Raw genomic sequence first — 15,228 nt, forward strand, 5'->3', positions numbered from 1 at the left:
CCGAACCCCTCCTGAGGCGCGTCCGCGCCGAAGGTCAGGAGGCCCGGTGCACGCCATCGACACCGACCCACGTGGTCACGGGGTCGCCGCTGATGCGTACGCTCCGTACCCGGTGCGCGTCACGCCCGGCGCCTGGGGGCTGAACCGCACGCTCGTGGAGGCCCCGACCGGACCCGTCGTCGTGCACCACCGCGCCGGCCCGGACCCGCTCCTGCTGCTGCACGGCGTCGCCGGCTCCTGGTCGACGTGGACACCGCTGCTGCACGCCGCGGACGGGATCGGCGACCGCGGGCTGGTGCTCGTCGACCTGCCCGGCTGGGGATCGTCGCCGGCTCCGGACGGTCCGCTCGGGCTCGACGCCGTCACCAGTGCCGTGTCGGCCGTCCTCGGTGCGCTGGGCCTCGGCGCGGTCGACGTCGTCGGGCACTCGATGGGCGCGTTCGTCGGGCTGCACCTGGCGGTGGTGGCACCCGAGCGAGTGCGGTCGCTCGCCCTGGTGTCCGGCACCACGGTCGCGACGGCCCATGCGGCTCGGCACCCGGTGCGGGCGCTCGGCACCCTGCCGGCGTTCACCCTGCTGCGCGCGGGCCTCACGGCGACCGGTGGCGCCGCTCGTCCGCTGCTCCGGGGGATCGCGCGGATCGGCCTGTTGCCGCTCGTCGCGGCGCCGGTGTTCACGCACGTGCGACGCCTGCACGCGAGCGTGCTCGAGGCCTTCGTCGAGGAGCTCCGGCCGACCCGCTTCACCGACGCGGCGCGGGCGGCGGGCGGGTACGACCTCCAGCGCTGGCGTTCGGTGTCCTGTCCGGTCACCGCCATCGCCGGGCGGGACGACGTGTTCGCGCGGGTCTCGGACCTGGAGGCCCTGCGGGAGATCGTGCCGCAGGTCCGGACGGTGTTGCTCGACCACTGCGGGCACTTCGCGCACGTCGAGCGTCCCGACGCGGTCGCCAGGACACTCGCCCTCGTCTGACCCGACGTGGATCCGTGTGCATGCGGCGACACCACACGAGTTGTTCGACACGTGGATCGTCGGAACATGCACACGCACCGGATGCGTGTGCATGTGGCGACCGACCACCAGTTGTTCGACACGTGGTTCGTCGGAGCATGCACCCGCACGGACTGCCCGGCGTCCGTGCCGACTCAGGTGTGCACGGGGAACGTCGCGGCGACGCGGGAGCGCACCTCGGCGACGACGGCCTCGCGCATCGCGGGGGAGAACAGCGCGTGGTCACCGTCCTCGACGCGGACGACGGACACCGACCCGCGACGGTCGTCACCGGGGTAGCGCCGGACCGCCTTCTGCCCACCGAGCCGGTCGAACAGGGCGGCGTCCTCCGGGGCGACGATCACGACGACGTCGGTGCCGTGCTCCACGAGCGGACGGACGTGGCCGACGACCCCGCCCATCCGGTCACGGCGGGCGATCCGGTCGCGGACGGCCTTCGGCACGAACCGGTTGTACCGCTCGCGCACCCACATCCGGGTTTCCGAGGGCGCGTCGATCGCGCGGACCCCGTCGGCGTACGAGCCGGGTTCGGCGGGGACACGGCGGTAGTCGTTCGGACTGATCTCGACGACCAGGCGCGGGGCCTCCTCGACGGCGCGGCCCGCGAGCCAGGCGCCGGCGCACATGCCGACGAGCACGAGCCGGTCCGAGGGCGTGGCGAGCGCGGTGACGACGGCGGACTGGTCCTCCACCCACTCCTGCGCGAACAGGAAGCTCCGCTCGTCCTCGTGCACGCCCGTGCTCTCGCCGGTGGCGCGACGGTCGACCCGCACGACGCGGGCGCCGTCGCGGGCGAGGGCCCGCGCGAGCTCGACCTGGTAGTCAGTGGCGCCCACCCGGTGCTCGGCGCCGCCGCTGTGCAGCACGACGACGGGGGCGTCGTGGTGCTGGGCGGACGAGACCGTCTCGATCCCGAACAGTCCCTGTTCACCGAGCCGCACGATCCGCTCGGAGACGCGGCCGTCGACGTCGAGGACCTCGTCGAGGATGGGAGCGGTGACGGGGACCACCGTCTCTGGTGCCCACGTGTCGAGCCAGGCCACGACGGTGTCGATGGCGGTGCCGGGGATGCGGGCGTGGACGCTCGTGCCGTCGAGGAGCTCGGCGCTGCCGGTCACCTCGGTGACGGCCACGCTGCCCAGGCCCTTCGGCGGGTTCGCCCCCGGCCGGACGAGTGCGACCGTGGGCGCGGAGCGCGGTGCGAAGGCGAGGGCCGAGAGCGCGGCGGCCTCGTCGGGGTCGACGTCGAACCCGATCAGGCTCTCGACGCCGTCGACCACACGGTCCGCACCGATCGTGATGGTCGCGAGGGCGCGCTGTCGGCGGAGCCACCCCTTGCCGGACGCCGGAGCGTCCCAGACGACGACACCGTCGGTGTCCGAGGCCGCGTTCGCCGCGACGAGCGCGGCCGAGGCGAGCCCGACGAAGGCGACCTGCTGCACCCCGGTCGTACGGAGCACGGCGGCGGCATGGCGCGCCGACCGGACCTGCGCGTCGGGGCTGGTGTCGGGTGCGCCGTCACCACGTCCCGACGGGTCGTAGCGCACGGAGGCGATGCCACGGGCCTCCAGACGGTCGGCCAGCAGGCGGAGCGTCCGGTACGCGATGACGCCCTCCTGGCCGAGCGGCGGGCAGATGACGACGCCGGCACGGGCGGTTGCCGGCAGCTGGACGGCGGCGCGGAGGGCCGGTGTGCCGGACCAGCCGTGCAGCGTGGTCACAGTGCCAGGGCCGCACGGGCCGACGCCGGCCAGGCGTCGACGTCCGTGCCGTGGGCGGCGAACAGGGCGATGGTGATGCGCTCGAGGCCGAAGGCGAAGCAGGCGCTGTGCGCAACCTCGCCGTCGGCGGTGCGGATGCCGAACGACGCGCCGAAGTGGTCCTCGTGCAGGTTGGCGGAGCTGATCGCGGTGGCGTCGTGGTCGGGGCCGTACACCGGGGTGACGAACTCGAACTTGAGGGCCTGCTCGACCTGGTTGCGGGCGAGCATCTGCCCGACGCGGCCGAAGAACGGGTCGTTCGCGGGGACGACGTCGATCTCGAGCCCGAACGACTCGAGCAGGGCACGCACCACCGGGATGCTGCCGTCGCGGTGGGCCGCGGCCGACGCCGGCGTGCCGATGTGCACGAACTCGTGCATGTGGAAGGCCTGCAGGCGCATCGGGTCGAGCGAGGGCTCGCGGCGGAAGGAGTCGCCGAGGATGTCGAAGAACCGGCCCTGCTGCGGCACCGTGTCGCCGACCAGACCGTAGACCGGGTGGCAGACCGCCGGGGTGAGCATGAGGTCGGCCGGTTCGAGGAATGTCTCCCAGCGCTCCCCGCGCTCACGGGCGGCGAGCAGGGCGCGGTGGGTGCGATCGTCGCCGGTGAAGCCGGAGATCGACGCGGCGAGGTCCGGGAAGGACGCGATGTAGTCGGTGCGCTCGAAGGCCGCGAGCGGTTCGACGGGCGGGAACCGGAGGACCTCGGCACCGAGGCCGGCCTGGCTGCGGACGGCCGCGGCGTCGACCGCCGTGTACACCCGCTCGAACACACCCGTGCGGCCGTAGAGCCCGGGGGTGCCGAGGTCGAGGAGCACGCCGCCGGCGAGCAGGCGGGCGCGGAGCGCGGCGCGGGCGGCGTCGAGGTCGGTGCTGGTGCTGGTGCTGGTGGTGCTGGTGGTGCCCGTGGTGGTGCTGGTGGTGCCCGTGGTGGTCACAGGATCACTCCCGTCATGAGTGCGAGGTCGGCGTCGTTCTTGAGGAGACGGTCGTTGCTCACCATGACGGCGGCACCGTGGGCGTCTCGGAGGTGTCGGGCGATGCTCATCGGGCCCGAGGCCGCGTAGCCCGCTATCCCGACGATGCGCAGCGCCTTGGTGACGATGTCGGTGACGCGCTCGGACGCACCGATCTTGAGGGCGTTGGCGGCGAGGGCGTAGGCACTCGAGGTGAGGACGTCCGGGTCGTCGGCAGCAGCGTCGAACCGTTCGGCCGCGTGGCGCACCGAGTCGGCGAGGGCCTGCAGCTCGACCAGGACCTCGGCGAGCCGGAGCGCTCCCGGCGGTGTGGTGCCGATGGCCGCACGCGCCTGCTTCCGCACCGCACTGCGGGCCCGCTCGGTCGCGGACACCGCGATGCCGAGCCAGACCGACGCCCACAGCACGTGCGACACGGGCAGGACCGTCTGTGCCGAGATGGTGGCGTAGTCGTCGTGGAACACCCGGTCGGTCGTGGTCTCGGTGTCGAGGACCCAGCCGTTGCTGCACGTGCCGCGGAGCCCCATCGTGTCCCACGTCGAGGTCTGCGACAGGATCATCGTGTCGGTCCGGCAGATCACGAGGCGTTGGTCCGACGCGGGTGCGTCGGGGTCGCGGCGCGCGGTCACGAACACCGCGTCGGCCTCGGTCGCGTACGAGATCACCGGCGCGTCCTTGCGCAGGCGGATCCAACCGCCGTCGGTGGCTTCGATCGCACATGTGGAACGGCGGGCGTCGCCGCCGACCCCGCGCTCCGTCGTCGCCGAGGCGACGAGCGCGCCGGACCGGACGGCCGCGATCGTCTGCTGCACGCCGGCACCGTCACCGCCGTGCCGCCACAGCGCCATGACCTGGCCCTGGTGCATCGCGAACACCATGCCGGTCGAGGCGCACGCGCGACCGAGCTCGGTCGCGATCGCGGAGAGCTCGGAGACCGTCGCACCCTCGCCGTCGAGCTCGAGCGGGACCGCCGCCGCGAGCAGGCCGTACTCGCGCATCGCGGCGATGGCCTCGCGCGGCGGGCGGGCGTCGCGGTCGACCTCCTCGGCGAACCGCGCGGCGACCTCGGCCACGGCGGCGGCACGCTCGGCGAAGCGGTCGACCACCGACGGCGGGGGGAGGGTCAGGGTCACGAGGCGAGCTCCGCCGCAGCGATGATGGACTCGACGGTGGCGAAGGTCGCGCGGTTGAGCACGGAGTCCGGGAACTCGACGTCGAGTTCGGACTCGACCGCCAGCATCACGTTCACCGTGGCGTGCGAGGTCAGCCCGAGGGCGTACAGGTCGGCGATCGAGGCGACGTCCCACGCGTCCGCGGTCAGTCGGCCGTGGTCGGCGAGGGCGCGGCGGACGGCCCGGTCGGTGGCCGGGTCGGTGATCGTCGCGGTGGTGCTGGAGGGGTTCGGGTCCTGTTCCATGACGGCAACCATAAGGAGGACCGGGCCTCGGGAAACCGCCGTGCGGATGCGTGAAACCGCACGCCGCCCGCACAGCTCTGAGCCGATGTACAGGAATGCGGCGCGTCGGCCCCGTCAGCGCTCGGACACCGCCACCGCCGTGGCCAGCGCAAGCCCGCGTTCGTGGGCCAGGGAGACGGCGATCGGGCCGCACCCGATCGACTCGGCCAGCGCTGCGGCGGACCCGGACAGCTCCACCGTCGGCGCGCCGCTCGCGTCGAGCACGATGGCCACGTCGCGCAGGGGGACCGCCTGCTCGGGTGCCGGTCGGAGCAGCTTCACCACCGCCTCCTTGCCCGCGAAACGTGCGGCGAGGCGCTCCGGGTCGTCGCCGGTGTCGGTCCGCTCGCGAGTGGTGAAGACACGGTCGAGGTACCGCTCACCGTGCGCCGTGATGCCGTCGATGACGTCCTCGACGGCGGCCAGGTCGGTGCCGGTGCGGATGCTCGTCATGGGTGCAGGGTACGCAGCGGTTCTCCACAGCGCATGCCCCGGACGGCATGGGCGTCGGGCGGGGTTCGTATGATCGTCGCCAGGGACCACCGAGGGGGAACGATGGCATCACCGTGGACGGGCATCATCGAGGACGCGCGGCACTACCCGTCGCCGCACAACTCGCAACCGATCGTCGTGCGGGTCGAGGACGACCGCATCGCGACCGTGTTCTACGACCTGCAGAGGGGGTTGCCGGCCGAGTCGTTCGGCATCCCGTTCGGGCACGTGTGCGCCGGGGTCTTCCTGGCGGGGCTCGAGGTCGTGGCGCGTGCGCACGGCTTCACCGTAGTCGAGCGGCTCGACCACGCCGAGATGGACTTCGGTCGTCTGGACGGCGCGGCCGACGACCACCTGCACCGGCTGGGCACGGTCGAGTTGCGTCCGCACGCGGTCACCGCCGACGACCGGGAGGCCCTGGCCGGCTTCCTCGCGCGGCGCACGTCCCGCCGGCCCTACGACGCCACCCTGGTGGACGCGTCGGCGATCGAGGCCGTGGCCGCCATCGCCGCGGCGGCGGGCCAGCGATTCCGTACCACCGACGACCGGGCGACCGTCGACGAGATCGTGCGCGTCAACCAGGAGACCCTGTTCGACGACCTGCAGCACGACGCCGTGCACGAGGAGATCCTGCACTGGTTGCGCTTCTCGAAGCGCCAGGCCGCTGCGAGCGGCGACGGGCTCTCCGCCGAGACGATGCTGATGCCCGGCCCGGTGCTCCGGTTCGCGATGGAGCACCGCGGGCTGTGGGAGGCACCCGGGGTCGGTGCCGTGTTCCGGAAGGTGTACCTGTCGACCATGCGGGGCGTGCGGCAGCTCGGCTGGCTCGAGGGACCGTTCGGCACGCCGGCCGAGTACGTCGAGGCCGGTCGCGTGTTCATGCGGATCTGGCTCGAGTTCTCGTCCAGGGGCGTCGCCGTGCACCCGTTCGGCACCGTCATCACGAACCCGCGGTCACACGCCGCGTTCGTGGAGCGGGCGGGGGTCGACGAGTCCGACGGCCGGATGGCGTGGATGCTGTTCCGCTTCGGTCACAGCGATCCGCCGCCCCTGGCACACCGTCGGCCGGCCGCAGCCATGACCGTCGGGGGTGCGCGGTGAAGCGCGCCGCGGTGTTCTCGGTGGTGTGGGTCGTCGAGACCTTCGTCGCACTGTTCATGCCCCGCGTCGGCACGCACAAGCTCCTGCTCACACCCGGCATCGAGCCGCTCCGCTGGACCCTCGGGCGCTGGCGTGCCTGGCGGACCGCGGAACGGGCGGCGAAGCGGGTGCCCGCGTACCGCGCGTTCCTGGCGGAGGCGGGGCGCGCCTCCCGACTGGACACGCGTGGCGGGATCGCCGCGGCGATCGCCGGGCTGCCCGAGATGGACAAGGACTCGTACGTCAAGCGCTGGAGCATCCCCGAGCGGTGCGTCGACGGCCGGCTGCCACGGCGCGGCGTCGTCGTCGACGAGTCGAGCGGGTCGAGCGGCACGCCGACCAGCTGGGTGCGCGGACCGGACGAGCGGCAGGCCACCCGGCAGCTGCTGCAGCTCGGGTTCTCGCGCACCGCGAAGGACCTGTCGAAGCAGCCGTTCGTGCTGAACGCGTTCTCGCTCGGCGCCTGGGCCACCGGCATGAACGTCACGGCGTCGCTCACCGAGTCGTCGATGATCAAGTCGATCGGCCCCGATCGCGACAAGATCGTCCAGACGATGCGCGAGTTCGGCACCGGATTCACGTACATCATCTGCAGCTACCCGCCGTTCCTGAAGGCGCTGTTCGAGGACGACCGGCTCGACTGGAGCGAGTACACGATCGTCGCCGCGTTCGGTGGCGAGGGCATCAGCGAGAACATGCGCGCCCACATCGAGCAGTACGCGCAGGCGGTGCTCGGGTCGTACGGCGCGAGCGACCTCGAGATCAACCTCGGCATCGAGACGCCGTTCAGCGTGCAGCTGCGCCGGGCCATCGCGGCCTCGCCCGAGTTGTCCACGGCGCTGACGAAGCAGGCCGAGTACGGCGTGCTGCCGATGGTGTTCCAGTTCAACCCGTTCGGGTACCTGATCGAGACGAACGACCTGGGGGAACTCGTCGTGACGATCGCCCGGTCCGAGAACATCAGCCCGCGCATCCGGTACAACATCCACGACCGCGGACACGTGGTGCGGATGAAGGAGCTGCGGTCCGTGCTGCGGGCGACCGGGCACGCGGCGTTGGCGGACGAAGCCGAACTCGACCTGCCCCTGCTGTTCCACTACGGCCGGTCCGACCTGTCCGTCGACTACAACGGGGCCGTCGTTGCGCCGGACGTGGTGCGGGACGTCGTGTACGGGGACCCCGAGCTGCTCGAGGCGGTCGAGAACCACCGCCTGATCAGCTACGAGGACGACCGCGGTGACCGCCAGCTGCACATCGCGTTCCAGCTCGCCTCGGGCGCTGCCGACTACGACGCGGACGCCGCGCGCGGGGCCGTCATCGCCGAGCTCCGCCGCTTGAACAAGGACTTCTCGAACGCGATCCGGACGGCACCGCCCGGCACGCTGCCGACGGTGGCGTTCTACCCGTACCGGACGGGGCCGTTCCGCGAGGACGGCAAGAAGCTGAAGAACGAGTACGTGTGGCAGTTGCCCGCCGGGTCGGTCGCGCAGTGGGACCTCGACCTGTCGTGGATCGCTGCGAAGGAGGCGTGACGCGGGTCAACGGACCGCTTGGTCCCCCCTCCCGCCCGGCACCGAGCACCCCGACAGCAACAGGAGGGTCGCCGCCGTGACCACGGCGACCCTGACCCTCACCAGCGGTCGTGCACGCTCGCGCGGAACCACGTGTCGTACAGGTCGTGCACGGTGGCGTCGAGGCCCTCGATCGGCGGCAGGTCGCCGGCAGCGGCGTTCGACCGAGCCTGCTCGGGGTTGCGTGCACCCGGGATCGCCGCGGTCACGCCCTCCTGCGCGATGATCCACGCGAGCGCCGCCTGCGGCACCGAGACGGCGTCCGGCAGGGACGCCGCGAAGGTCTGCGCCGCGCGCACCCCGTCGTCGTAGTCCACGCCGCTGAAGGTCTCGCCCTGGTCGAAGGCCTCACCGTGGCGGTTGTAGTTGCGGTGGTCGCCCTCGGCGAACGACGTGTCGGTCGTGTACTTGCCGGAGAGCAGCCCCGAGGCCAACGGGACGCGCGCGAGGATGCCGACCCCTGCCTCCAGGGCGGCCGGCAGCACGCGGTCGAGCGGCTTGAGACGGAAGGCGTTGAGGATGATCTGGACGGATGCGACACCGGGCCGGGCGATCGCGGTGAGCGCCTGATCCGCGTTCTCGACGCTGACGCCGTAGGCGGCGATCGAACCGTCGGCGACCAGCGCGTCGAGGGCGTCGTAGACGGCACCGTCCTCGTAGACCGGGGTCGGCGGGCAGTGCAGCTGCACCAGGTCGAGCATGTCCTGACCGAGGTTGCGACGCGAGCGGTCCACCCAGTCACGGAAGTTCGCACCCACGTAGTTCTCGGGCACCTGATCGGCCCGGCGACCCATCTTCGTCGTGATCGTCAGCGGGACGTCAGGGTTCGCGGTCCGCCACGCTCCGATGAGTTGCTCGCTCCGGCCGTCGCCGTAGACGTCGGCGGTGTCGAACAGGGTGACGCCGGACTCGACGGAGGCGTCCATGACGGCGTTCGCTTCGGCTTCGCTGACAGGGCCCCAGTCACCGCCGAACTGCCAGGTGCCGAGACCGATGGGGGAGACGGAGCGGCCGGTACGGCCGAGGGTGCGACTCTGCATGTGGCCGAGCGTAGTCACGGTGTGCGACGGGTGCTTCAGCCTGATGGCCCAGGCTGCGGCTGCGGCTGCGGCTGCGGCTGCGGGTGCGGGCGCGGGTGCGTCAACCCTGTGGCGCGACCCCGCGGCGGAGGAGCGCGCGGGCGGCGCGGGCGCGGGGGATGACCCAGACGGCCGCCCAGAGCGCCATCGCGCTCCAGAGCAGGATCAGCATCGTCGTGATCAGGGCGCCGTGCTCCTCGTGCATCGACCACGTCATCGCGATCCACAGGACGCCGAGCACGACCTTGCCCCAGCCCGCACCCTCGCGGTCGGCCTGCGCCTGCACGAGCGGGATCCACTGGTCGGCCGGCACACCGGCGGGCACCTTGCCGTCGGCGATCCACTCGCGGACGGCGATCGAGCGCTCGTAGCCGCCTTCCCCTCGCCACGAGCGCCGCTGCAGGACGACGGCGACCGCCGCACCCGCTGCCGCAGCCGGGATGCCGACCGTGACCAGGGCCCTCGTCGTCGCCTCGGTCCACGACGACAGGACCAGCATGGCGAGCACCACGGCGAAGGCCGCACCCGTCACGGCGGCGCCGAGCAGACGGAGCCGCCCGGCTTCGTCGAGGACACCGACACCGTTCACGAGGGAGAGGGTACCTGCGTCGACCACGGCCTGACCCGCTGCGGAGCGGTGCGCGACGCGCACGGGCCGTCGCGGTCGACGATCGCGGCGACGACGGAGCCGGGAGGCGTCGGTCGAGCCGAGAACGTCGTCTCACTGTGAGCGAGTACCCGGGCTCGGCCGTCGGCGTGGCACGTCAGGCACGATCGCTGACGCGACCCCCGTCCGCGTGCACCGTAGAATCGTCGTGAGGGCCTTTAGCTCAGCTGGTAGAGCGCCACGTTTACACCGTGGATGTCGTCGGTTCGATCCCGGCAGGGCCCACGGTGCCGCCGGTGGACTGCCGGTGGTCAACGCTCAACGCCGCTTCCAGAGGGTGCGGAAGGAGCAGCCGCCGAGGGAGCCCTCGGGACACGGCCAGACGGTACCCTCGCTTGCTGCTACCAGCGACGCGAACGCCGGGAGCCGCCGACAACCGAATCGTCTCGCTGTGCACGGCAGAGCCAGACCAATGAAAGGCAACCAGCCGTTATGCCAGCTCTTCAGCACGCGCTCGACATCAAGAAGCCCGCGGCCCTCAAGCGCGGCGCCCTGCGCGTCACACCGCTCGGCGGGCTCGGCGACGTCGGGCGGAACATGACCCTGTTCGAGCACCGTGGGAAGCTGCTCATCGTGGACTGCGGTGTGCTGTTCCCCGAGGAGAGCCAGCCGGGCATCGACGTCATCCTCCCGGACTTCACTGCTGTCCGGGACCGCCTCGACCAAGTCGACGGCATCGTCCTCACCCACGGTCACGAGGACCACATCGGAGGTGTTCCGTACCTCCTGAAGGAGCGCCCGGACATCCCCGTGATCGGGTCGAAGCTGACGCTCGCGTTCATCACTGCGAAGCTCCAGGAACACGGCATCACCCCGGTGACCCGCCAGGTCGCCGCGGGCGACCGGCTCGACGCCGGGCCGTTCGACCTCGAGTTCGTCGCGGTCAACCACTCCATCCCGGATGGCCTCGCCGTCGCCATCCGCACCAGCGCCGGCACCGTGCTGCACACCGGTGACTTCAAGATGGACCAGTTCCCGCTCGACCACCGCCTGACCGACCTCAACGGGTTCGCTCGGCTCGGCGACGAGGGCGTGGACCTGTTCCTCGTCGACTCCACCAATGCCGAGGTTCCCGGGTTCACCACGGCGGAGCAAGACATCGCCCCGGCGATCGACCGGGTGTTCCGTGAAGCACCGAAGCGCATCGTGGTGTCCAGCTTCGCCAGCCACGTCCACCGCATCCAGCAGGTCCTCGACGCCGCCCAGCGCCACGGCCGGAAGGTCGCCTTCGTCGGCAGGTCGATGGTCCGCAACATGGGGATCGCCGCAGACCTCGGTTACCTGCACATCCCGGACGGCCTCGTCGTCGACCTCAAGCAGCTCGGCAAGCTCCCCGACCACAAGAGCGTCCTCATCTGCACCGGCTCGCAGGGTGAGCCGATGGCCGCGCTGTCCCGCATGGCTCGGCGCGAGCACATCATCAAGGTCGGCGAGGGCGACACCATCCTCCTGGCGAGTTCCCTGATCCCGGGCAACGAGAACGCCATCTACGGCGTCATCAACGGGCTCATCCGCTGGGGCGCCACCGTCGTCCACAAGGGCAACGCGAAGGTGCACGTCTCCGGGCATGCCAGTGCCGGGGAGCTGGTCTACTGCTACAACCTCGTGAAGCCGAAGAACGTCCTGCCGGTGCACGGCGAGTGGCGCCACCTCGTCGCCAACGCCGAGCTCGCAGTACGGACCGGGGTGCCTGAGGACCGGGTCCTCGTGATCGAGGACGGCGTGGTCGTCGACCTCGACCGCGGCAGGGCACGCATCGTCGGTCGCATCCCCGCCCCGTACGTGTTCGTGGACGGCACCACCATCGGCGTCGCGACCGAGTCCGCCCTGAAGGACCGTCTCGCCCTGGCCGAGGAGGGCCACATCACCGTCCTCGGCATCTTCGACGAGCCCGCCCAGAAGCTCGTCGACCCGGTCGAGTTCCTGCCGAAGGGCTTCGTCGAGGAAGCCGGCTGGATGCAGCACGCCGAACAGGTCGCGTCGAAGGCGATCGCCGAAGCCGCCGGCCGCGGACACCTCGACGGTGCCGGCGCGGAACGCGCCATCGCCGAGGGGCTCGAGCGGTGGTTCCTGCGCCGTCACCGCCGCACACCGGTCATCACCGCCGTGGTCGTCGACGCCGACTGACAGCGTCGAGCGGGCGACCGGTAGCGGATGGGCTACCGGTCTCCTTCTCCATCTGGCGGATCGTCCGAGCCGGACGGTCCGCGGAGCCGCACGGTCCGCCGAGCCGCACGGTCCGCCGAGCCGCACGGTCCGTCGAGCAGGACGAGGACTGACGCAGCAGCGAGGACAGGCCGGGGCCCGTCCGTCCGTCTACAGCGTCCGCGACGACAGGTCTCCGTCGCCCGTGTCGTAGGTGGTGACCCGCCACGCTGCCTGGCGCTCCTCGACGACACGTTTCAGTTCGACCAGTCGCGGACCGGGATACCCCTCACCGGACTGCTGGACAGCGTCGTAGTAGCTCAGCTTCGTCACGTCGGCCTCAGCACTGGTCAACGTGACGTCGTGCTTCTGCACGAGAGCCAGATCAGTCGCATCGATGAGCGCCTCAACGGCGCTGGTCGAGTCCGCGTCGGACTCTCCGAGCAGGTCCTTCCTGCCAGGGTCCGTACTCCTCACCCGCCAGACCCAACGCTCCGCCACGTTCTCGAGGCGGAGCCCCACGACCGTGCCGCCCACAGCGTCCGATTCGCCGGCCAGGCTCTCGAGCCAGTCCGACGGCCACGCCACCGACGTCGGGATGCCGGTGCTGGGATAGTCCTCGCCCACCGCGCTCGGAGCGGCAGGGAACGACGCGCACCCCGCTGGAGCGAACACCGTCGCGCTCAGCAGAGCAGCCATCATCACGGATCGTCGAACGTGCATCATGTCCCCCTCATGGGAGCACCAGCGTAGACGAGTGGACTCCGCGTCGGAGGCCCGCGGGCGGCCCTGAGGGCGAGCCGCCTCCGGGAGTTCCTCTCAGCGGCCATCGTCCGCGCGAACTCGGGGTCGTTCGCAGTCGTGAGCTCGAGGGAGTCGTCGTGATCGAACCCCGGTGCCGCAGGGCGGAGGACTAGATCTCGCTCAGCGCTTCTTCATCCGGCGCAAGGTCCTTCTGCACCGCGAACTGGGTCCGGTGCAACTCTTCGTACCGCCCACCCACGGCCAGCAGCTCCTCGTGCGTGCCGCGCTCCACGATCGATCCGTCCTCGACCACGAGGATCAGGTCCGCACTGCGGATGGTGGAGAGGCGGTGTGCGATCACCATCGCCGTCCGTCCCTCGAGCGCCTCGCTGAGCGCCGCCTGCACGGCGGCCTCCGACGTGGAGTCAAGGGCCGCCGTCGCCTCGTCGAGGATGACGACGCGCGGCTGGGCGAGCAGGAGCCTCGCGATGGTCATCCGTTGGCGCTCACCCCCGGACAGCCGGTAGCCGCGCTCGCCCACCATGGTGTCCAGCTGGTCCGGCAGCGACCGGATGAGCGGCTCGAGCCGCGCACGGCGGACGGCGTCCCACACCTCGTCGTCGGACGCTTCGGGCCTCGCGAGGCGCAGATTGGAGCGGATGGTCTCGTGGAACAGGTGGCCATCCTGCGTCACCATGCCCATGGCGTGGCGCATGGAGCCGAACGTGACGTCGCGGACGTCCGTGCCTGCCAGGCGAACGGCGCCGCTGTCGACGTCGTACAGGCGCGAGAGGAGCTGCGCGATCGTGGACTTGCCGGCACCGGATGTACCGACGAGGGCAACGGTCTGCCCCGGCTCGATCCTGAAGGACACGCCGTGCAGCACCTCCTCGCCGCCCCGGGTGTCCAGCGTGGAGACCTCCTCGAGGGAAGCGAGGGACACCTTGTCCGCAGACGGGTACGCGAAGCGGACGTCGTCGAACTCGACAGCCACCGGGCCTTCGGGGACGGCGACGGCGTCGGGCTTCTCCTGGATGAGCGGTTCGAGGTCCAGCACCTCGAACACGCGCTCGAAGCTGACCACGGCGCTCATGATCTCGACGCGCGCGTTCGCCAGGCTCGTCAGGGGCACGTAGAGACGGGTGAGGAGCAGGGCGAGGGTGACGACGTCACCGGTGTTCAGCTGGCCGCCGAGCGCGAGCACCCCTCCGAGCCCGTACACGAGTGCCAGGGCCAGCGCGGCGACGAGCGTCAGTGCGGTGACGAAGACGAACTGCAGCATCGCGGTCCTGACCCCGATGTCGCGGACACGGGCGGCGCGGACGCGGAACTCCTCGGCCTCCTCGTCGGGCCGGCCGAACAGCTTGACGAGGGTGGCGCCGGGCGCCGAGAAGCGCTCGGTCATCTGCGTGCTCATGCCCGAGTTGTGGTCAGCAGCCTCACGGCGGAGTGCGGCGAGGCGACTGCCCATGCGGCGTGCGGGGACGAGGAAGACGGGGAGCATGATCACCGCGAGCACCGTCACGAGCCAGGACGTGCTGAGCATGACGGTGAGCGTGAGGATCAGCGCCACGAGGTTCGTGACCACGCCGGACAGCGTGCCGCTGAAGGCCTGCTGGGCACCGATCACATCGTTGTTGAGGCGGCTCACGAGGGCGCCCGTCCGCGTGCGGGTGAAGAACGCGATCGGCATCTTCTGCACGTGGTTGAAGACGGCGGTCCGGAGGTCCAGGATGACGCCTTCGCCGATGCGCGCCGAGTACCAGCGCGTCACGAGTGACACGGCGGCATCGGCCACGGCAACGAGGGCGATGACGACGGCGAGCCAGATGATCGTGGCGACCGCGCCCCGGGCGACGATGACGTCGACCACCCGGCCGGCGAGCACCGGTGTCGCGACCGCGAGGAACGCGCCCACGACGGAGAGGGCGATGAAGACCACCAGCTTGGACCGGTAGGGCACGGCGAACGTCATGATCCGCCGCATGGACTCGCGGGAGATGCCGTGCTTGCCGTCCCTGGCGGTCGAGATCTTGTACAGCGAGCTCCAGGCCGCGCCTTCCATGCTCATTGCAGTTCCTTTCGTGGGCAGCAGCCCGACTGAGACGTCGGGTTGCCCGAACTCGGGCTCCTCCCCAGCGGCGGCGAGCAGGGAGTCAGGATACGGCTCGACCGGCACGCACCG

General features: G+C 71.3%; 13 protein-coding genes and 1 tRNA gene. 5 read left to right on the top strand and 9 right to left on the bottom strand.

The window, feature by feature from the left end; translation table 11 throughout:
* Nucleotides 1-46 precede the first annotated feature (46 nt).
* Nucleotides 47-973 carry an alpha/beta fold hydrolase gene (locus tag ITJ56_RS14080; protein ID WP_194631236.1) on the top strand — a complete coding sequence of 309 codons (927 nt, stop codon included), beginning with the start codon at nucleotides 47-49 and terminating at the stop codon, nucleotides 971-973.
* A 173-nt stretch (nucleotides 974-1,146) separates the two neighbouring features.
* Here the strand turns inward: ITJ56_RS14080 and ITJ56_RS14085 are convergent, their stop codons facing one another.
* From ITJ56_RS14085 to ITJ56_RS14105, 5 genes are all read right to left on the bottom strand, one after another.
* On the bottom strand, nucleotides 1,147-2,733 hold the full coding sequence (locus tag ITJ56_RS14085; RefSeq protein WP_194631237.1) for an alpha/beta fold hydrolase: 1,587 nt from the start codon (nucleotides 2,731-2,733) through the stop codon (nucleotides 1,147-1,149).
* Nucleotides 2,730-3,710, bottom strand: coding sequence for an amino acid--[acyl-carrier-protein] ligase (locus ITJ56_RS14090; protein ID WP_194631238.1), 981 nt, complete (start codon nucleotides 3,708-3,710; stop codon nucleotides 2,730-2,732). The genes ITJ56_RS14085 and ITJ56_RS14090 overlap by 4 nt, the downstream gene beginning before the upstream one ends.
* Nucleotides 3,707-4,882, bottom strand: a complete 1,176-nt coding sequence (locus tag ITJ56_RS14095) for an acyl-CoA dehydrogenase family protein (protein WP_323749822.1) — start codon at nucleotides 4,880-4,882, stop codon at nucleotides 3,707-3,709. Before ITJ56_RS14095 ends, ITJ56_RS14090 begins: the two co-directional genes overlap by 4 nt.
* The gene (locus tag ITJ56_RS14100; protein WP_194631239.1) at nucleotides 4,879-5,166 is read right to left on the bottom strand and encodes an acyl carrier protein; all 288 of its coding nucleotides are present in this window, start codon (nucleotides 5,164-5,166) and stop codon (nucleotides 4,879-4,881) included. The genes ITJ56_RS14095 and ITJ56_RS14100 overlap by 4 nt, the downstream gene beginning before the upstream one ends.
* A gap of 114 nt (nucleotides 5,167-5,280) precedes the next feature.
* Nucleotides 5,281-5,658: a holo-ACP synthase gene (locus ITJ56_RS14105; RefSeq protein WP_194631240.1), complete on the bottom strand. Its 378-nt coding sequence runs from the start codon at nucleotides 5,656-5,658 to the stop codon at nucleotides 5,281-5,283.
* A gap of 102 nt (nucleotides 5,659-5,760) precedes the next feature.
* On the opposite strand from ITJ56_RS14105, the gene ITJ56_RS14110 reads away from it, so the two are divergent.
* On the top strand, nucleotides 5,761-6,798 hold the full coding sequence (locus ITJ56_RS14110) for a hypothetical protein (RefSeq protein WP_194631241.1): 1,038 nt from the start codon (nucleotides 5,761-5,763) through the stop codon (nucleotides 6,796-6,798).
* On the top strand, nucleotides 6,795-8,369 hold the full coding sequence (locus ITJ56_RS14115) for a CoF synthetase (RefSeq protein ID WP_323749823.1): 1,575 nt from the start codon (nucleotides 6,795-6,797) through the stop codon (nucleotides 8,367-8,369). Before ITJ56_RS14110 ends, ITJ56_RS14115 begins: the two co-directional genes overlap by 4 nt.
* Nucleotides 8,370-8,467: 98 nt before the next feature.
* On the opposite strand, the gene ITJ56_RS14120 is transcribed toward ITJ56_RS14115, so the two are convergent.
* Nucleotides 8,468-9,448: an aldo/keto reductase gene (locus tag ITJ56_RS14120; protein ID WP_194631242.1), complete on the bottom strand. Its 981-nt coding sequence runs from the start codon at nucleotides 9,446-9,448 to the stop codon at nucleotides 8,468-8,470.
* Between the two features lie 100 nt (nucleotides 9,449-9,548).
* Nucleotides 9,549-10,076, bottom strand: a complete 528-nt coding sequence (locus ITJ56_RS14125) for a hypothetical protein (RefSeq protein ID WP_194631243.1) — start codon at nucleotides 10,074-10,076, stop codon at nucleotides 9,549-9,551.
* A 230-nt stretch (nucleotides 10,077-10,306) separates the two neighbouring features.
* Here ITJ56_RS14125 and ITJ56_RS14130 point away from each other — a divergent pair.
* Both ITJ56_RS14130 and ITJ56_RS14135 read left to right on the top strand, forming a co-directional pair.
* Nucleotides 10,307-10,379, top strand: a tRNA-Val gene (locus ITJ56_RS14130).
* Nucleotides 10,380-10,586: 207 nt separating this feature from the next.
* Nucleotides 10,587-12,281, top strand: a complete 1,695-nt coding sequence (locus ITJ56_RS14135; protein WP_194631244.1) for a ribonuclease J — start codon at nucleotides 10,587-10,589, stop codon at nucleotides 12,279-12,281.
* Nucleotides 12,282-12,470: 189 nt separating this feature from the next.
* Here ITJ56_RS14135 and ITJ56_RS14140 read toward each other — a convergent pair whose 3' ends face one another.
* A complete protein-coding gene (locus ITJ56_RS14140) occupies nucleotides 12,471-13,001 on the bottom strand; it encodes a hypothetical protein (protein ID WP_194631245.1) in 531 nt (176 codons plus the stop codon).
* Between the two features lie 211 nt (nucleotides 13,002-13,212).
* A complete protein-coding gene (locus tag ITJ56_RS14145; protein ID WP_194631246.1) occupies nucleotides 13,213-15,114 on the bottom strand; it encodes an ABC transporter ATP-binding protein in 1,902 nt (633 codons plus the stop codon).
* Nucleotides 15,115-15,228: the final 114 nt, after the last annotated feature.

Origin of the sequence: Curtobacterium sp. VKM Ac-1376 (genome assembly GCF_015351025.1) — a bacterium.
Lineage (GTDB): Bacteria > Actinomycetota > Actinomycetes > Actinomycetales > Microbacteriaceae > Curtobacterium.